The organism is Streptomyces sp. LHD-70 (assembly GCF_031157275.1).
Lineage (GTDB): Bacteria > Actinomycetota > Actinomycetes > Streptomycetales > Streptomycetaceae > Streptomyces.
This window is the reverse complement of record NZ_JAVIFW010000006.1, coordinates 108,225-126,280: the sequence shown is the minus strand read 5'-3', so window position 1 is coordinate 126,280 and position 18,056 is coordinate 108,225. Positions and strand designations below refer to the sequence as shown.

General features: G+C 70.1%; 13 protein-coding genes. 4 read left to right on the top strand and 9 right to left on the bottom strand.

Features of this window, described 5'->3' with window-relative positions:
• Positions 1 to 50 precede the first annotated feature (50 nt).
• The 3 genes from RCO28_RS13575 to RCO28_RS13565 all read left to right on the top strand — a co-directional run bounded on the left by RCO28_RS13575 (position 51) and on the right by RCO28_RS13565 (position 3,539).
• On the top strand, positions 51 to 1,127 hold the full coding sequence (locus tag RCO28_RS13575) for a sucrase ferredoxin (RefSeq protein ID WP_308941324.1): 1,077 nt from the start codon (positions 51 to 53) through the stop codon (positions 1,125 to 1,127).
• Positions 1,128 to 1,218: 91 nt separating this feature from the next.
• The gene (locus RCO28_RS13570; RefSeq protein ID WP_308941569.1) at positions 1,219 to 2,832 is read left to right on the top strand and encodes a sensor histidine kinase; all 1,614 of its coding nucleotides are present in this window, start codon (positions 1,219 to 1,221) and stop codon (positions 2,830 to 2,832) included.
• 5 nt (positions 2,833 to 2,837) lie between these two features.
• Positions 2,838 to 3,539 carry a response regulator gene (locus RCO28_RS13565; RefSeq protein WP_374991163.1) on the top strand — a complete coding sequence of 234 codons (702 nt, stop codon included), beginning with the start codon at positions 2,838 to 2,840 and terminating at the stop codon, positions 3,537 to 3,539.
• Positions 3,540 to 3,552: 13 nt separating this feature from the next.
• On the opposite strand, the gene RCO28_RS13560 is transcribed toward RCO28_RS13565, so the two are convergent.
• The 3 genes from RCO28_RS13560 to RCO28_RS13550 all read right to left on the bottom strand — a co-directional run bounded on the left by RCO28_RS13560 (position 3,553) and on the right by RCO28_RS13550 (position 7,988).
• Positions 3,553 to 5,151, bottom strand: coding sequence for a cation acetate symporter (locus tag RCO28_RS13560; protein WP_308941322.1), 1,599 nt, complete (start codon positions 5,149 to 5,151; stop codon positions 3,553 to 3,555).
• Positions 5,148 to 5,657 carry a DUF485 domain-containing protein gene (locus tag RCO28_RS13555; RefSeq protein WP_308941321.1) on the bottom strand — a complete coding sequence of 170 codons (510 nt, stop codon included), beginning with the start codon at positions 5,655 to 5,657 and terminating at the stop codon, positions 5,148 to 5,150. Before RCO28_RS13555 ends, RCO28_RS13560 begins: the two co-directional genes overlap by 4 nt.
• 213 nt (positions 5,658 to 5,870) lie before the next feature.
• The gene (locus RCO28_RS13550; RefSeq protein ID WP_308941320.1) at positions 5,871 to 7,988 is read right to left on the bottom strand and encodes a DNA topoisomerase IV subunit B; all 2,118 of its coding nucleotides are present in this window, start codon (positions 7,986 to 7,988) and stop codon (positions 5,871 to 5,873) included.
• Positions 7,989 to 8,455: 467 nt separating this feature from the next.
• Here RCO28_RS13550 and RCO28_RS13545 point away from each other — a divergent pair, with 467 nt between their 5' ends.
• On the top strand, positions 8,456 to 8,686 hold the full coding sequence (locus RCO28_RS13545; protein ID WP_308941319.1) for a hypothetical protein: 231 nt from the start codon (positions 8,456 to 8,458) through the stop codon (positions 8,684 to 8,686).
• Between the two features lie 178 nt (positions 8,687 to 8,864).
• Here RCO28_RS13545 and RCO28_RS13540 read toward each other — a convergent pair whose 3' ends face one another.
• The 6 genes from RCO28_RS13540 to RCO28_RS13515 form a co-directional block, all read right to left on the bottom strand.
• Entirely contained in the window at positions 8,865 to 9,722 is an 858-nt protein-coding gene (locus tag RCO28_RS13540; RefSeq protein ID WP_308941318.1) for a serine protease, read from the bottom strand.
• Between the two features lie 161 nt (positions 9,723 to 9,883).
• A complete protein-coding gene (locus tag RCO28_RS13535; RefSeq protein WP_308941317.1) occupies positions 9,884 to 11,443 on the bottom strand; it encodes an RNA polymerase sigma factor in 1,560 nt (519 codons plus the stop codon).
• Positions 11,444 to 12,009: 566 nt separating this feature from the next.
• Entirely contained in the window at positions 12,010 to 12,897 is an 888-nt protein-coding gene (locus tag RCO28_RS13530) for a FadR/GntR family transcriptional regulator (protein WP_308941316.1), read from the bottom strand.
• A gap of 173 nt (positions 12,898 to 13,070) precedes the next feature.
• Positions 13,071 to 15,035, bottom strand: a complete 1,965-nt coding sequence (locus tag RCO28_RS13525) for an ATP-binding cassette domain-containing protein (RefSeq protein ID WP_308941315.1) — start codon at positions 15,033 to 15,035, stop codon at positions 13,071 to 13,073.
• 380 nt (positions 15,036 to 15,415) lie between these two features.
• The gene (locus RCO28_RS13520) at positions 15,416 to 16,165 is read right to left on the bottom strand and encodes an NUDIX hydrolase (RefSeq protein ID WP_308941314.1); all 750 of its coding nucleotides are present in this window, start codon (positions 16,163 to 16,165) and stop codon (positions 15,416 to 15,418) included.
• 86 nt (positions 16,166 to 16,251) lie between these two features.
• Complete coding sequence (locus RCO28_RS13515) at positions 16,252 to 17,946, bottom strand: DUF4192 domain-containing protein (RefSeq protein ID WP_308941313.1); 1,695 nt, start codon at positions 17,944 to 17,946, stop codon at positions 16,252 to 16,254.
• Between the last annotated feature and the right edge of the window lie 110 nt (positions 17,947 to 18,056).

The window sequence follows — 18,056 nt, the reverse complement described above, 5'->3', positions numbered from 1 at the left end:
ACCCCCTGGCCTCGACGCCCCGCTCCCCACCTCAGGCTAGGCTCACCTGCGTGAGTACGTGCGCCACCATCTCCCGGGACCTGAACGAACCCGTCGCCGGCACCGCCGCCACCGCGAGGACCTGGCTCCTCCTCGAACAGTCCGGCCCCTGGGGCGCCAAGGCCCTCACCTCCAGCCACCTGGACCCGGAACTGGGCCGCGCCCTGGAAGCCGCCGCCGAGGGCACCGGCGTACGCGTCGCCCTGATCCGCCGCCCCGGCCGCCACGCGGACTTCCACACAGCGGCCCGCCGGCAGGTGTACGCGGCCCACGTCGACCCCCGCTCCGCGAGCACCTGGCTGCACAGCGCGGTCATCGACGACCCGGCGCGGCTGCTCCGGCTGGACTTCACCGCCCTCGGCAAGGGCGACCACCACAGCTTCGACCGGGCCCTCGACGCCGCGCCGCACACCGGCGCACCCCTCGCCCTCGTCTGCACCAACGGCAAGCGGGACCGCTGCTGCGCCCTGCTCGGCCGCCCGCTCGCCGCCGAGCTGACCGCCGTCGGCGAGCCCGGCGCCTGGGAGGTCACGCACCTCGGCGGCCACCGCTTCTCCCCCACGCTGCTCGTGCTGCCGTACGGATACGCGTACGGGCGGGTCGGCACCGACGAGGTGCGCCGGGCGCTCGCGGCGGCCCGCGAAGGACGCGTCGTCCTGGACGGGTGCCGGGGCGGCTCCGCCTGGGAGCGGCCGGGGCAGGCGGCGGAGCTCGCGGTGCGCAGAGCGAGTGGCGAGGACCGGGCGGGGGTGCTGTCCGTGGTCCGTACCACGGACGCCGGTGACGACGCCCGTACGCCGGGGGCCGCGCCGCGCTGGGATGTGGTCGTGGCACATGTGGACGGGCGCCACTGGCGGGTCACGGTCGCCCAGGGCGCCTCGCTGCCCCCGCGCCAGGAGAGCTGCGGCGCCGCACTCGGCACACCGGGCCGCATGGACGTGATCGCCGTACGACCGGAGCCCGTACCGGACGGACCGGGCCCCTCGACGACCGGCGGCGCAGCGGCACAGGCCGCCGCCCCGACCGGCACCCGGCAGGCTCAGCGCGCGGCGCCCCTGTCCGTGACCTGGACGGGCTTTGACCGCTGACCCGCTCGACGCCGTACCGTTTCTGCATGAACGCAGTACTCCCCCGGGGTCCGGGCCGGAAGGCGCCGTCGCCGTGAGCGGTGGGCGCAGGATGCGCATCGGCCTGCCGCGGCGGGTCTTCTCGCAGGTGCTGATGATGCAGCTGGCGATCGCCGCGGGCGTCGCGGTGCTCGCCACCGGCCTGTTCCTGGCGCCGCTGAGCGATCAGCTCGACGACCAGGCGATGCGCCGCGCCCTCGCCATCGCGCAGACCACGGCGGCGCATCCGCAGGTCGCCGAGGACCTGACCGGGAGCCGGCCAAGCCCGGACGGCCCCGTCCAGGCCGAGGCCGAACGGATCCGGAAGGCGACCGGTGCCGAGTACATCGTGATCATGAACGAGCGCGGAGTGCGCTGGTCGCACTCCAACCCGGCCGAGGTCGGCAAGGTCGTCTCCACCGACCCCAGCGAGGCGCTCGCCGGACGCGACGTCATGGAGATCGACGACGGCACCCTCGGCCGCTCCGCCCGCGGCAAGGTGCCGCTGCGCGAGGCGGACGGAGACATCGTCGGCGCGGTCTCGGTCGGCATCGAGTACGACAGCGTCCGCGACCGCCTGATCCACTCCATCCCCGGGCTCTTCGCGTACGCGGGCGGAGCCCTGGCCGTCGGCGCCCTTGCCGCCTATCTGATCGCGCGGCGAGTCCAGAAGCAGACCCGTGACCTGGCCTTCTCCGATATCTCGGCGCTGCTCGCGGAACGCGAGGCGATGCTGCACAGCATCCGTGAGGGCGTCGTCGCGCTCGACCGGAACGGCCGCATCCGGCTGCTCAACGACGAGGCGCAACGGCTGCTCACGCTCGGCCCCGAGGCCATCGGCAAGCCCCTGGACGAGGCGCTCGGCGCAGGCCGTACGACCGATGTGCTCGCGGGCCGTGCCACCGGCACCGACCTGCTGACGGTGCGCGGCCAGCGCGTCCTGGTCGCCAACCGCATGCCCACGGACGACGGCGGCGCCGTCGCCACCCTCCGCGACCGCACCGAGCTGGAGCGCCTTGGCCGCGAGCTGGACTCCACGCGCGGCCTGATCGACGCCCTGCGCGCCAAGGACCACGAGCACGCCAACCATCTGCACACACTGCTCGGCCTGCTCGAACTGGAGATGTACGAGGACGCCGTGGAGTTCGTCGGCGAGACGGTCGGCTCTCACCGGGCCACCGCCGAGCAGGTCACGGAGAAGGTGCACGACCCGCTGCTCGCGGCGCTCATGGTCGGCAAGGTCGCGGTCGCGGCGGAGCGCGGGGTCTCGCTGGGACTCTCCGCCGACACGCGGCTGCCGGACCGGCTGATCGACCCGCAGGGCCTGGTGACGGTCGCGGGCAACCTCGTCGACAACGCCCTGGACGCCGCGGTCGGCAGCCGGGATCCGCGGGTGGAGGTCTCGCTGCGCGCCGAGGGCCGCGCGGTGGAGCTGCGGGTACGGGACTCGGGGTCCGGAGTGGCCCCCGAACAACGGCAGTTGATCTTCACGGAGGGCTGGTCGACGAAGGAGCCGCCCGCCCACGGCAAGCGCGGCATCGGCCTCGCCCTGGTGCGCAGGCTCGCCGAGCGCCAGGGCGGCAGCGCCCATGTGGACGAAGCCCCGGGCGGCGGCGCGGAGTTCACCGTCGTCCTGCCGGAGGCCCTCACCGAACCGGAGCTCGCGCACGCGGAGGAGCACTCTTGAGCGAGATCAATGTGCTGGTGGTCGACGACGACGTCCGCGTGGCCGGGGTCAACGCCGCCTATGTCGCGAAGGTCCCCGGCTTCCACGTCGCTGGCCAGGCGCACACCGGGGCCGAAGCGCTGCGCCTGGTCGAGGAGTCGGTGTCCGGCGACACGGCCATCGACCTGGTGCTGCTCGACCACTACCTGCCGGACCGCACCGGCCTCGACGTCGTACGGCTGCTGCGCGAGCGCGGCCACCAGACCGACGTGATCATGGTGACCGCGGCACGCGACGTGGCCACCGTCCAGGCCGCGATGCGGCACGGCGCGCTGCAGTACCTGGTCAAGCCGTTCACCTTCGGCGGCCTGCGCGCGAAGCTGGAGGCGTACGCGAATCTGCGGCGCACCCTCGACAGCGGCGGCGAGGCCGAACAGGCCGAGGTGGACCGGATCTTCGGCGCTCTCTCGGCCACGCCCGAGCCATCACTTCCCAAGGGCCACTCGCCGAGCACCGCCGAGCTGGTCCGGCGCGCGATGATGGCCGCCGACGGCCCGCTCTCCGCCCAGGAGCTCGCGGACCGCACCGGCCTCAGCCGCCAGACCGCCCAGCGCTACCTCAAGCTCCTGGAACGCTCCGGCCGAGTCCGCCTCTCCCTCAAGTACGGGGACACGGGCCGGCCCGAACACCGGTATGCGTGGGCGAAGTCGGGCGGCGCGGCGGACTGACTCCCTCCGCTTCTCACACCGCCCCGGCTCCGGTGAGGGAGCGCACCTCGGTCTCCGCGTGCTTGGCCTCGTCCGGCGACTCCTTCGACGTCACGGTGCCGATCCAGCCCGCGAGGAAGCCGAGCGGGATCGAGACGAGGCCGGGGTTCCGCAGCGGGAACAGCTGGAAGTCGACGCCGGGGAAGATCGATGCGGGGCTGCCGGAGACCACCGGCGACAGCACGACCAGGACCAGGGCGGGCACCAGACCGCCGTACACCGACCAGACCGCGCCGCGCGTCGTGAAGCCGCGCCAGAACAGCGAGTACAGCAGCACCGGCAGGTTGGCGGAGGCCGCGACGGCGAAGGCGAGGCCGACGAGGAACGCGACATTCAGGTCGCGCGCGAGCAGTCCGAGCGCGATCGCGACCGCCCCGATGCCCACGGCCGCGACCCGCGCCACGGCGACCTCGCTGCGCGGCTTGACGGGCTTACGACGGCTGCGCAGCGATGCGCACAGGTCGTGCGCGACGGACGCCGACGAGGCGAGCGTGATGCCCGCGACGACCGCCAGGATCGTGGCGAATGCGACGGCGGCGACGATCGCGAACAGGATCGTCCCTCCGGTGGAGTCCGCGCCCCCGCCGAGGTCGAGCGAGAGCAGTGAAACCGCTGTGTTTCCGGCCGGGTTGGAGCGCCGCACCTCCGCCGAGCCGACGATCGCCGCGGCCCCGAACCCGAGCACCACCGTCATCAGGTAGAAGCCGCCGATCAGCCCGATCGACCAGACCACCGAACACCGCGCGGCACGCGCCGTGGGCACGGTGTAGAAGCGCGACAGGATGTGCGGCAGCCCCGCCGTGCCGAGCACGAGCGCGAGACCCAGGCTGATGAAGTCGAACCGGGCCGTCCAACTCCCGCCGTACTTCAGGCCGGGGCCGAGGAACCTCTCCCCGTGCCCGCTGCGCTCCGCCGCCGTACTGAGCAGCTGGTTGAAGTCGCCGTGGAAGCGCACCAGGACGAGCACGGTGAGCGCGATCGCCCCGCCCATCAGCAGCACTGCCTTGACGATCTGGATCCACGTGGTGGCCCGCATCCCTCCCAACGACACATAGACGACCATGAGCGCGCCGACACCGACGACCGTCCAGTTCCGTGCCGCCCCGCTCGTCCCGCCGAGCAGCAGCGCGACCAGGCTGCCCGCCCCCACCATCTGCGCCACCAGATAGAGAACGGACACGGTCACGGAAGAAGTTCCCGCCGCGATCCGCACGGGCCGTTCTTTCATCCGCGCCGCCACGACATCGGCGAGCGTGAACCGGCCGCAGTTGCGCACGAGTTCAGCCACCAGGAACAGCACGACGAGCCAGGCGACGAGGAAGCCCACGGAGTACAGCAGTCCGTCGTAGCCGTAGAGCGCGATCAGTCCGGCGATGCCGAGGAAGGAGGCCGCCGACATGTAGTCACCGGCGATGGCGAAACCGTTCTCCATCGGCGTGAACAGCCGTCCGCCCGCATAGAACTCCTCGGCCGTGCCGTGCCGTTTCCGGCTCGCCCAGGTGGTGATCACCAGCGTCACGGCGACGAACACGCTGAACAGGACGACCGCCAGGGTCTGGTGATCCCCGCTCACCGCTCGGCCCCCCTGGTCAACTCCTGGGTTTCCCAGCGCAGTTCGAGCGCGAGCCGGTCCCGGCGCAGCCGCGCATGCCGGGCGTACGCCCAGGTCAGCAGGAACGTGGACAGGAACTGTCCGAGCCCCGCGACCATCGCCACGTTCACCGAGCCCGCCACCGGCCGCGCCATCAGCTCGGGCGCGGTGGTCGCCGCCACCACGTACGCCACGTACCAGACGAAGAAGGCGATACAGGCCGGCACGACGAACCGCCGGTACCTGCGGCGGACTTCCTGGAACGCGGGGCTCCGCTGCACTTCGAGGTAGATGTCGGCCGCGCTCACGGTGGGCGTGCCCGGCCCGTCCTGCGCCGGCCCCCGCGCCTGCGGTACGGGTGAGGCGGGCGGCCCGGCGGTCTCCAACTCGCCCCATCCCGAGGCGAGTGCGTCCTGCCAGGGGTCGTCGAGCTCACCGGGATCGCTGAGCCGGACCTTCCCGGCGTCGCGATCTTCGTGCTTGTCCACCCGAACTCTCCTCGTCCGCGGCGCACTTCGGCCGCGTGCCCAAGGATGGGCAGAACGTGAAGATCCCGACACTTCAATCCCCCCGCTTCACCCCATCAGGTGACCGGGCGCTTGCCGGGCAAGCCTGCGGAAGCCCAGCGGGTACGGGTCGGGCCCGCCTTCCACCCGCAGGCGGAGAGGCGGGCCCGACAAGGCCGGTCGGTCCGGGCGCCCTCAGGCGTCGATACGCGAGCGGTCAAGCGTGGCGGCCGAGCTGGTGATGAACTCCTTGCGCGGCGCCACCTCGTTGCCCATGAGGAGGTCGAAGACCTTCTCCGAGGACTCCAGGTCGCTGATGTTGATACGGCGCAGAGTGCGGTACCGCGGGTCCATGGTGGTCTCCGCGAGCTGGTCCGCATCCATCTCGCCGAGGCCCTTGTACCGCTGGATCGAGTCCTTGTAGCGCACACCCTTGCGCTCGAACTCCAGGAGCGTGGACCGCAGTTCGTTGTCCGAGTAGGTGTAGACGTACTTGTCCTGGCCCTTCTTGGGCTGGACCAGCTCGATGCGGTGCAGCGGCGGCACGGCGGCGAAGACCCGGCCGGCCTCCACCATCGGCCGCATGTACCGCTGGAAGAGCGTGAGTAGCAGGACGCGGATGTGGGCGCCGTCCACATCGGCGTCGACCAGCAGGATGATCTTGCCGTAGCGCGCGGCGTCGATGTCGAAGGTCCGCCCGGACCCCGCTCCTATGACCTGGATGATCGCGCCGCACTCGGCGTTCTTCAGCATGTCCGAGACGGACGCCTTCTGAACGTTGAGGATCTTGCCGCGGATCGGAAGCAGCGCCTGGAACTCGGAGTTGCGGGCGAGCTTGGCCGTGCCGAGCGCGGAGTCACCCTCGACGATGAACAGCTCGCTGCGGTCCACGTCGTCGCTGCGGCAGTCCGCGAGCTTCGCGGGCAGCGTGGAGGACTCGAGGGCGGTCTTCCGACGCTGCGCCTCCTTGTGCTGACGGGCCGCGATCCGCGTACGCGCGGCGGCGACCGTCTTCTCCAGGACGGCCCGCGCCTGCGCCTTCGCGTCCCGCTTGGTGGACGCCAGGAAGGTCTTGAGCTCCTTGGCCACGACATTGGACACGATCCGGTTGGCCGCCGAGGTGCCGAGCACCTCCTTGGTCTGCCCCTCGAACTGCGGCTCGGCGAGCCTCACGGTGACGACCGCGGTGAGGCCCTCCAGGGCGTCGTCCTTGACGATGTCGTCCTCGGCGACGCGCAGCAGTTTCTGCGTACGCAGGACTTCGTTGACCGTCTTGGTCACGGAGCGTTCGAAGCCGGTGACGTGGGTGCCGCCCTTGGGCGTCGCGATGATGTTCACGAACGACTTGATCGTGCTGTCGTACCCCGTGCCCCAGCGCAGCGCGATGTCCACGCCGAGTTCCCGGGTGACTTCGGTGGGTGTCATGTGCCCGCGGTCGTCGAGGACCGGCACGGTCTCCTTGAAGGAGCCCTGCCCGGAGAGGCGCACGACGTCGCAGATCGGCTTGTCCGTGGCGAGGAACTCGCAGAACTCGCTGATGCCGCCGTCGAAGCGGAAGGTCTCCTCGCTCTTGCCGATCCCGTCCAGATCCCGCTCGTCGCTCACGACGATGGTCAGGCCCGGGACGAGGAACGCGGTCTGACGGGCGCGCTGGTGCAGGTGCTCCAGGGAGAGCTTGGCGTCCTTGAGGAAGATCTGCGCGTCCGACCAGTAGCGGACGCGGGTTCCCGTGCGCCCCTTGGGAACGCGCTTGCCCTTGGTCAGGCCGCTGCCCGGGGTGAACTCGGCATCGGGTCCCTCGCCGTGGAAGGAGCCGGGGACACCACGCCGGAAGCTGATGGAGTGCACGGTGCTGCGGTCGACCTCGACGTCGAGGCGGGCCGACAGTGCGTTCACCACGGAAGCACCCACACCGTGCAGACCGCCGGAGGCCGCGTAGGAGCCGCCGCCGAACTTTCCGCCGGCATGCAGCTTGGTCATGACGACCTCGACACCGGAGATGCCGGTCTTGGGCTCGACGTCCACGGGGATGCCGCGGCCGTTGTCCCGCACCTCCACCGAACCGTCCTCGTGGAGGATCACGTCGATGTGGTCGCAGTGCCCGCCCAGGGCCTCGTCCACGGAGTTGTCGATGATCTCCCAGAGGCAGTGCATCAGACCGCGGCTGTCGGTCGAGCCGATGTACATACCCGGACGCTTGCGAACCGCTTCGAGCCCCTCGAGGACGAGCAGGTGCCGCGCGGTGTAGTTGGAACCGTCCCGGTCTGCCCCGGAAAGCAGCTCTGTGGACGACACGGACGTCTCGGCGGTCACGCGTTTCGCTCCTCGCTGAATTTCTGTTGGGACCCCCTGGAGAGGGGGTCGGCATCGGTCGCCGCTCAGAGGGTACCGAGGCCTGGTAGAGCCGATGTAACGCCACCCTCGACTGACGCCACCCTAGTCCAGGGCCGTATGGATGTTCGATCCCTCGATGGGGTGATGCTCACATCACGTTCCCAAGCAGGCATGAACCATTTAGGCTCCGGGCACGTCCTCATGAACAACCGGCCACACCTTGGGCCGGGGAGGACAGAGCTGGACCACAACTGAAGACGGCAAGTAAGACTCTGCAAACCCACGCGAAAACCGTAGAAGACGTAATACGGCACATTCGCCGCCAACCGGCAGCAGACAGCCGCCTCGGAAGAAAATTTCGAGGAAAAGCCAAGATCGGGAACGTTTTCGGCCTGGTTGGATGTTGACCCTGGTACGACAGCTCGTCGAGCTAGAGAAGAGGCGACGTGACTACTGTTCTGACCCCCGCGAGCCCCCTGACGGCCGCTGATCGCTGCGACCGCTGCGGCGCCCAGGCATACCTGCGCGTCGTCCTGATGAGCGGCGGTGAACTGCTCTTCTGCGCCCACCACGGTCGCAAGTTCGAGCCGGAACTCAAGAAGATCGCCGCTGAGATACAGGACGAGACGGAGCGGCTGACCGCCGTCCCGGCAAACGTCACTGACGAGGATCGCTGACACTTCGCATCACGACGAGCCAGCACCGGCCCAGGGCCGGCACAGCGGGCGGCCACCCCGACCAGGGTGACCGCCCGCTCTCGTACCTCTCACGGCGTCGCGTACAACTACCGCACTGCGGCACCGCATAGAGCGCTGCGGGAGCCCCAGAGACCCCCGCAGCGCCTCTGACGGCTACTCAGCGGCGCGAGCCTCCCGCCGCGCCCTGCGCCTTCGACACCAACGGCAGCACCTCGGAGATCCGCGTATAGACACCCGGATTGCCCGGCTCGCCACAGCCGTCACCCCACGAGACCAGGCCGATCAGCCGCCCTCGGGCCAGCAACGGCCCACCGCTGTCCCCCTGGCAGGCGTCCCGGCCACCCTTTGGCTCCCCCGCGCACAGCATGGAGTTGGCCATGTACCTTCCGTCGACACTGCCCGGGTAGGCCCGTTCGCAGACGCTGTCGGACAACACCCGTACGCGGGCGGCACGCAGCGTACGCGCGTAGTCACCGGCACCGGTCGTGTCACCCCAGCCGTACACCGAGGCCACCGTCCCCGGTTCGTACGCGGCGTTCCCCTCGCGTGCCATGGGGACCACGGACGACTCGGGCAGCGACTTGGCGAGGGTGAGCACCGCGACGTCCCCGGAGTTGGTGACGCTGTCGTACTCCTTGTTCACCCACACTCGACGCACGGTGACTTCGCGGCCCTCGTTCGTCCGCAGATCGCCGCGGCCCGCGATGACTTTCAGGTCGGGCACTTCGCTCGGCGGGACCCCGAGCACGTCCTCGCTCATGCAGTGGGCGGCCGTCAGCACGGTGCGCCGGTCCACTACGGCACCGCCGCAGAACTGCCCCGACCGCGTACCTCCGAACCGGTCACGACTGGCGATCGCCACCACCCAGGGATGCTCGGCCACCTGGACCGGCTGACCGCCGACGACCACCGAGTCGGCAACCGCCGGAGCAGGCACCGTCAGAGGCAGCACAACTGCCGCCGCCAGCGGGGCGAGTAAACCCGACAGCGCTCTGACGAAGGGACCACGGCGCATACGCTCTCCTGACGCTGAGTTGCTCATTACTCGCTCAGCGTCGACCACCGACGCGCGCGCCGCACCCGCGCACGGGTGCACAGACGGCGCGAAGGCGCACGACAAAGGGCCCGGACTCCTCCTGGAATCCGGGCCCTTGCCTCGTACGAACTGCCTGCGACCTAGTCGAGGTAGTCGCGCAGCACCTGGGAGCGCGACGGGTGACGGAGCTTCGACATGGTCTTCGACTCGATCTGGCGGATGCGCTCACGCGTCACGCCGTACACCTTGCCGATCTCGTCGAGGGTCTTCGGCTGACCGTCGGTGAGACCGAACCGCATGGAGACGACGCCCGCTTCGCGCTCGGACAGGGTGTCGAGCACGGAGTGCAGCTGCTCCTGGAGGAGCGTGAAGCTGACCGCGTCGGCCGGGACGACGGCCTCGGAGTCCTCGATGAGGTCACCGAACTCGCTGTCGCCGTCCTCGCCCAGCGGGGTGTGCAGGGAGATGGGCTCGCGGCCGTACTTCTGAACCTCGATGACCTTCTCGGGGGTCATGTCGAGTTCCTTGGCCAGCTCCTCCGGGGTGGGCTCACGGCCCAGGTCCTGGAGCATCTGGCGCTGCACACGCGCGAGCTTGTTGATGACCTCGACCATGTGCACCGGGATACGGATGGTGCGTGCCTGGTCGGCCATGGCGCGGGTGATGGCCTGACGGATCCACCACGTCGCGTACGTGGAGAACTTGTAGCCCTTGGTGTAGTCGAACTTCTCGACCGCGCGGATCAGACCGAGGTTGCCCTCCTGGATCAGGTCCAGGAAGAGCATGCCGCGGCCGGTGTAGCGCTTCGCCAGGGAGACCACCAGACGGAGGTTGGCCTCCAGGAGGTGGTTCTTGGCGCGGCGGCCGTCCTCGGCGATGATCTCCAGCTCGCGCTTGAGCTTGGGGGCGAGCTTGTCGGCGTTGGCCAACTTGTCCTCGGCGAACAGACCGGCCTCGATGCGCTTGGCGAGCTCCACCTCCTGCTCGGCGTTGAGCAGCGGGACCTTACCGATCTGCTTGAGGTAGTCCTTGACCGGGTCGGCGGTGGCGCCGGCGACGGCGACCTGCTGGGCAGGAGCGTCGTCCTCGTCGTCGTCGGAGAGGACGAAGCCCTTGGCCTCGCCGCCGGTCTCCTCCTCTTCCTCACCGGGCTTGGCCGCGGCCGGGGTCTCCTCGATCGGCTCGTCGGCGACGAGCAGGTCGTCGTCCTTCTTTGCCGCGGTCTTCTTCGCCGCCGTCTTCTTGGCGGTGGTCTTCTTCGCCGCGGTCTTCTTCGCCACCGTCTTCTTGGCGGCGGCCTTCTTCGCGGGGGCGGCCTCTTCGGCCGTCGTCTCTGCGGCTGCGGAGACAGTCGCGGCGGTAGTGGCCGTGGCCTTCTTCGCGGTCGCCGTCTTGGCCGCCACGGTCTTGGTGGCGGTGCGCTTGGCCGGACTCTTCGCTGCGACGCTCTTGCGGGGGCGCTTCGGCGACTCCGCGGCACTGACCATCAGCGTCACACCCTCTTCCTCGAGGATCTGGTTGAGGCTGCGCAGAACGTTCTTCCACTGAGTGGCCGGAATCTGGTCAGCTTCGAAGGCCCGACGCACGTCATCGCCGGCGATCTGCCCCTCGGCCTTTCCCCGCTCGATGAGCGCCATCACAGACTCGGACTCGGCGATCTCCGGCGGGAGCGTACGGGATGTGCTGGCCGACACGAACAACCTCTCGGAACGATGGAAACGGCTTCCGGCCCCGTCCACTGTGGACCGGAGCCGACTGCCGACGGCTGGGAATTGGCCGACGGCGCGGGCGGGGCGTCAGAGCTGCACAGCGCCGCATGCGGCGGCTGTATTCCCTCCTCGGCTGTCACCTCTTAGGTCATCGCGCTACCCGGTGGAGCGTTACGCCCAATCTGCGTGGCCCGAGTCACACCCCGTAACCATCGATAACAGTGGCTATGGGACATACGCCCTCAATTACGTGTGCCCAAAGCCGAGCGCCGCACTCCTGTTTCACCCCGAAGCCGGGTGGAGGACGGCTTCACGCACGCGGGCCGCCGGGCCCGGCCGGGTCCCGGCGACTCCGCCACCACCGACCGCCGACCGCCGACACGAACGGCCCGCCGACGCTGCCGACGCGGGCGACGCGCCTGGCGGCCGTGCAATCCTCGCCCCAGGCGCATGACCGGGCACGCACGACGAAGCACGGACCGTGAGCGAAGAAGGCGTACGCGGTCGCCCTCGAGTCCGCCGTACACACCTGGCGGCGCGGGCGGAGCGCGGGCAGTTCAGTGCTCGCGGGGGGCCGGGACCACACGCTCCACGTCCGGGTGGACGGTGAGCAGTTGGCGCATCGCGGTCTCGGCGCCGACGCCGTCCGCGGCACCGAGCGCCTCGACGATGCGCGCGTGGTGCGCGACGGCCGACTCGGTGGGGCGGTCGCAGCCGGTCACCGGGCCTCCGGACACCTGCAGCGCGGCCGAGACGATCCCCGAGAGGTGTTCCAGCATGCGGTTGCCCGCGACCTGGATGAGCAGGGAGTGGAACTCGGCGTCGGCGCGGGAGAACGTGACGGAGTCTCCCTGCCCGAGGGCGTGGCCCATGATCTCGACCATGTCGACCAGGCGCTGCTGGACGTCCTCACGACCGTGACCGGCCGCGAGCCGGGCGGCCAGCGGCTCGATCGTCCAGCGCAGCTCACTCAGTTCGCGACGCTGGTCGTCCCGCTGCGGGCCGAAGGCGCGCCACTCGATGATGTCCGGGTCGAGCAGGTTCCAGTCGCTGACCGGTCGCACGCGCGTGCCGACGTTGGGGCGGGCACTGACCAGCCCCTTGGCCTCTAGCACGCGGAGCGATTCGCGGACGACAGTGCGGGAGACCTCGAATCGCTGACCGATCTCCTCGGGAACCAGCGGGCGGTCCGCCCCCAGGTCGCCGGAAACGATCATCTGGCCGAGCTGCTGGACGAGTTGGCCGTGCAGCCCGCGGCCTCGGCTGCCCGCCGCGCGCCGGCCGGCGCGGTTCAGATCGGGATCCGAACTCTCCCAGGAGGGAACGCCGACACGGCCGGTCGAGGGGGCCTCCGCGTAGGGGTAGCGGTCGAGTTCGCCCGGTCCTGCGAGGCCGGTGTCGGCGGAGCGGGCGGCGGTCATCATGGTGTGCGCAAGGGTACTCACGGATCTTTTGTCGGCTCAGCGCTCAACCCCCTTGAGGTCTTTGGTGAAAAGCACACGAAAGGGTGATCGCCTACCCCGCCGCAATTGACGCCTTATCCGACAGAAACGACTCTCCTCCCGTAATCCTGCGGGCAGTTGCGCTCAAGCCCTGCAAGGGACAGCGCGGCACGGCACTATCTCGCTCTGCTTCGCAGCCCTGTCAGCAGATAGGCGCACAGCAGTGCGGCCAGGCTCAACACCAATGCGCTGCCGACAGGTTGGGCGATCATGTGCACCAGCCCGGCGATGAACCGATCGCCCTTCGCGGGCCATTGCACGAGCGTCACCTCGCGCAACCGCCCCGGCAGTCCCACCGCCGACCGCGCCGAAGGCTCTGCAAGGAGCTTCTCCACGACGGGTACGAGCACGACGGGTACGGCGAGCAGCGCCGCCAACCCCGCCGTTGTGGACCGGAAGACGCCCGCCGCGAGCAGCCCGGCCCAGGAGCAGGCGACACTGAGAGCGAGCCAACTCGCCGCCATATCAGGCCAGTCCACCGGCAGGCGTGTCACTTCTTCGCCGTACACGACGTGCAGCACCAGCCCGTCGGTCACGACCGTCGCCACGGCGAGCAACACCGCGGTGCCCGCGCAGACCACGAGCTTGGCGACGAGCAGGCCGAGTCTTCGCGGTACCGATCCGCGGTCGGCGGCGAGGGCGGGGTGCCGGAACTCGTCCCCGAAGGACAGCGCACCGAGCAGACCGGCCCCCATCGCGGCTGGGGCCAGCGGGAGTTCGTAGGGCCAGGCCGCGAGCAGGCGAGGCAGCGGGGTGTGGCCGGCGCGCGCGAGGTAGAGAGCCATCACGGTCGAGACGGCGACCACCAGGAAGGCCGTCACATAGCCCGTTCGGATCCCGGCGGCCCTCCGCACCTCGTAGCGCAGGGGCCGCAGAGGGCTGCGGGCCGGGCGGGCCGTGATGGGCGGAGGGAGGAGGGGAAGTTCCTTTCTGGAGGCCCGAGTTGTGACTGCTGCGAGCCTTCTGACTCTTCTGAGAGCGGTTGTCGGCGTGGCATCTGGGACGTGCGCCTCGGTGATGGACTCGACGGCGGCGCCACCGCGTGACACGTCCGCGCTTCGCCCGAGATAGGCCTCCCGCGGGCTGGACGGCCTGGACGGGATGGACGGGATGGCTGGGCTGGGTGGAGTGGAGGGCTCGGGGCGGCTTGCGAGTTCGGCCGATCCCGATCCCGAACTTGAGGCTCTGCTCAAGGAGGGTTTGGTGGGGACCAAGTCACCCTCCTCATCTGCGAGTTGGTGAATCAGCACACCGTGCCGGAAAGCCGTCTCCCCCACTTCGGCGCAATTGCTTCCGTACACCGAAAGCCTGTTGCCGTCCTCGCGGACGACTTCCAGTGAACGCTTGCCCGCCCTCGCCTCCTTGGTGAGCAGCACACCGAGCCTCGCGGCATGCGGGGAACGGACGGCGACGCGAGGACGGAGCCGGGTACGGGCGAAGTCCCCGGCCTTCTGGTCCGCCACCAGCTTGCCCTGCTCGACCGTGACGACCTGGTCGGCGACTCGGGCGGCCTCCTTCGCGTCGCCGGTCGTGAACAACACGGTGCCGCCCTGGTCGGCGTGCGCTCGAAGCATGGTGTGCACCCAGCCGCCTTCACGGGCGGAGAGGCCATCGGCGGGCGAGTCGAGCACCAGGGTGTGCGGATCGGCGAGGAGCGCGCATGCCAGGCCGAGTCGGCGGTCCATGCCGCGCGACAGCGTGCCGAGGCGTTGATCGCGCAGGCTGACGAGGCCGACGACCTCCAGCACCTCGTCGGCCCTGGACACGGGCACCCCTGCGGCCGCGCACAGCATGCGCAGTTGACCGCGCACCGAGCGCCCGGGGTGCCCCGGCACCTCGCCGAGCAGAACGCCGACTTCGCGTGCGGGATGCGCGATGCGGTGCAGAGGTCGTCCCCTGAAGTACGTGACACCGCGGCCGGGTTGCAGTTCGAGCATCAGTCGTAGGACCACACTCATGCCGGCGTCGGTGCGGCCGAGCAGGGCCGTGACCCGGCCGGCCCGCGCCTCGAAGGACACGTCGTCGACGGCGGGTGGCAGGCCCCGACGGGGATTGCTGGTCAGTCCGGTTGCCTGGATCATCGCTTCTCTCGCGGAAAGTGGCGACCGCTCGGCGGCCGGTGGGCAGTCCGCCTGTTCGGGGACGGACAGACCCCGTGAGTACGTCAGCAAGATAACCCTCTATTTCCGGCTTTTCGGTCAGATACGAAGTCCCGGGTGTGCCCATCACCACCCTCAGCTGGTGCTGCACGCACAGCAGTTCGCCCATGTGTACGGCTCAATTCGCACAGCGCGCGGGGCATGGCGCGACAACTCATGAGCGCATGGCTCAGCGGCCCGTGGGCGCGATGAAGACATCCCCCGCTGCTGATCCTGGGGAGTTGAGAACGGAGGAGTGGTGGGTGGGGGTCAGGTCGGTACGCGACGAGATCGAGCTCAAGGTCAGAGCTCGAGACGCAGCATCAGACCTCGGGTCGCAGCATCGGCGGGTTGAGGAGCGTTGCTCCGCCCGCCCTGAACAGCTGGGCGGGGCGACCGCCCTGGCGCGTGGTGGTCCCGCCCGTGGGCACCAGGAAGCCCGGCGTACCGGTCACCTTGCGGTGGAAGTTCCGCGGGTCGAGAGCGACGCCCCACACTGCCTCGTACACCCTGCGCAGCTCACCCACGGTGAACTCCGGCGGGCAGAACGCCGTGGCCAGTGAGGAGTACTCGATCTTCGACCGGGCCCGCTCCACGCCGTCCGCGAGGATCTGCGAGTGGTCGAAGGCGAGCGCCCCGGTCTCCTCGTCCTCCGGCTCGAGGAACGTCTCGACCGGCGCCCACCGCGCACTGTGCGCGTCCCCGCCCGCCTTGGGAGCGGGCAGGTCGGGCGCGAGGGCGAGATGCGCGACGCTCACAACCCTCATGCGAGGGTCACGCTTCGGGTCTCCATACGTGGCGAGCTGTTCGAGGTGCGCGCCGTTGCCCGGAGCAGCAAGCGTTCCGGGGTCGTGCGCGCACAGGCCGGTCTCCTCCTCCAGCTCCCGAGCGGCAGCCGTCGCCAGGTCCTCGTCGTCCCGCACGAATCCTCCGGGCAGTGCCCAGCGCCCCTGGAACGGCGCTTCACCTCGCCGGACCGCCAACGCGCAGAGGGAATGCCGACGCACGGTCAGCACCACCAGGTCGACGGTGACAGCAAAGGGCGGGAAGGCCGACGGGTCGTAGGGCGACATGCCGCGATCATAGTCGTCTGCCTGACGATAAACACTCCCTTCGCTACTTCCTCAGAGATCATCCGGCCGAGCTTGGCTCGCATGCCTCACCGCCGCCCGTTCTGCCGACCACCGCCCTTCGGGGCCCGGGAGCGGTCCGATCCGCGTACCGGGCTGCGCTGCGGGCGCCCGCCGTCGCGCCGGGTGCGCCCCTGGGGTCCACCGGTGCTCTTCGTCGGTTTGGCCGTCGGTGGCATGCAGAGGTTTCGGCGCAGCTGCCTGGGGAGCTGGGGGCTGATGCGGTCCACGGGCCGGGGGCGCCCCCTGCGGCGGGCCCTCGATCCGACCGCCGGGCGCGGTGACTGACCCTGCACGGCGCGCGGCAGGGGGTGCGGCCTGCGGGTGGAGGGATTGGCGGCCTCGGCACTCTCGGTCCTGGGCGAGGCCTGGTCGGCCGAGAACTCCTGGGGTTGGCCGGAAGCTGTCGGGTCTGCGGGTGCTCCCGTCGAGTCGGGCGCGGCTCCCGGGGATTCCTTCGTCGAACGCCGGTGTGCGCAGCCCTGCTTCCTCTCACGAGAGCTCGACTGCTCGTGTGGGAGGGCGAGTTGAGTTCCCCGACCACACGCAGGAGCTTGGGCCGCGTTCTTCGAAAGGGCCTTGTGCGCCGGACCGTGGGCCCCGTGCAGTTCGTCGCGCAGGCAGCGGCGAACCTCCTCGACGTCCAGCCCTTGATTGCAGGCGCGGTGCAGGAGTTGCGCGAAGGTGTAGACGGGGTCGAGGTCGAGGGCGAGGCCGAGGGCGACCCTGGCCTCGGGTTCGTCGTCCAGCGACCACGCGACCCAACCCGCAAGGGACAGAGGCGCCGTGGCGAACTCCATGTACGGTGCGACGCAGCGCCGCGCCAGTGCCCGCCAGAGGCGCAGCGCGAGGGCGGCCTCCTCGCCCTCCATCCACTCGGCTGCCCTGTCACGGGTCTCGCGCACTTGCAGGCCGAGGAGGAGGTCGGCGCCCTCACGGTCCCCGATCAGCTGATCGTCCCGTCGGTCGGACTCCACCGCTCCGCCCGAGGGAGGCGCCTCACGAAGCCTCTCCATGACGCGAGCCGCGGCCGCCAGGGTCTCTTCTGCGACCTGGTCGCCCTCGTCGTCCAACACCATGCGCGGCACGAGCGCCGACGCCGCCGCGTCCAGGGCGCTCTTCAAGCTCGCCGCGCCGGCCCCGCGCGGGGGCGCGAAGCGGGCCTCCATCTGGCGCAGGCTGCCATGCATGTGAAGCCCCGCGTACGTTGCGGCTGCCGCGGCGACGGACGTGCCCGGCAAGGCCATGGGGGTCCCTGCGGGCGGACAGCAGCGGGCGTCGACGCATACGTACGACCAGTAGCGACCCGCGGAGAGGCAGAGGGCTTCCTCGACCGTGACTCCTTGGCTCCCGCAGGCGACGAGGAGGGCTTCGGCCAGCGGACGCAGTCGCTCCATGACCTGCTGCGGCGCCTCGCCGCCGCGCGGATCCTGGCAGAGGTAGATCACGACGCCGGCCGGTCGGACCAGGTGCCGCTCGCTGCCGGTCACCAGGCAGGCGACCAGCTGTTCGGCGATGAGCGGCCAGTCCTCCGTCTCATCGGGGATGCCCAGGCGCACCCGGCCTCCGAAGCCGTGCCCCATGCCGTGTTTCGCCACCAGGACCACGCTGTCGTCGGGATGGAAGCCCATCAAGTAGGGGAGAGCGTCGGCGAGTTCGGCCGGGCTGGACATCGTCGACATCGGCTTGTTCGAGCCGTCTGCGGCTTCGTAGTGATTCGTCATGCGAAGACCATGTCGCGGATTGCTGCACTCCGGTTTCCCTGTGGATAACCCTGGCCGTGGACACGTCAGAAGTTGTCCACAGGCCGGCGGACGCATTCGCCGAATGTCAG

Coding starts and splice junctions, on each gene's coding strand:
- RCO28_RS13570 (WP_308941569.1), top strand. CDS start 1,219: ATGCGCATCGGCCTGCCGCGGCGGGTCTTCTCGCAGGTGCTGATGATG.
- RCO28_RS13540 (WP_308941318.1), bottom strand. CDS start 9,722: ATGCGCCGTGGTCCCTTCGTCAGAGCGCTGTCGGGTTTACTCGCCCCG.
- RCO28_RS13525 (WP_308941315.1), bottom strand. CDS start 15,035: ATGATCCAGGCAACCGGACTGACCAGCAATCCCCGTCGGGGCCTGCCA.
- RCO28_RS13520 (WP_308941314.1), bottom strand. CDS start 16,165: ATGTCGCCCTACGACCCGTCGGCCTTCCCGCCCTTTGCTGTCACCGTC.
- RCO28_RS13515 (WP_308941313.1), bottom strand. CDS start 17,946: ATGACGAATCACTACGAAGCCGCAGACGGCTCGAACAAGCCGATGTCG.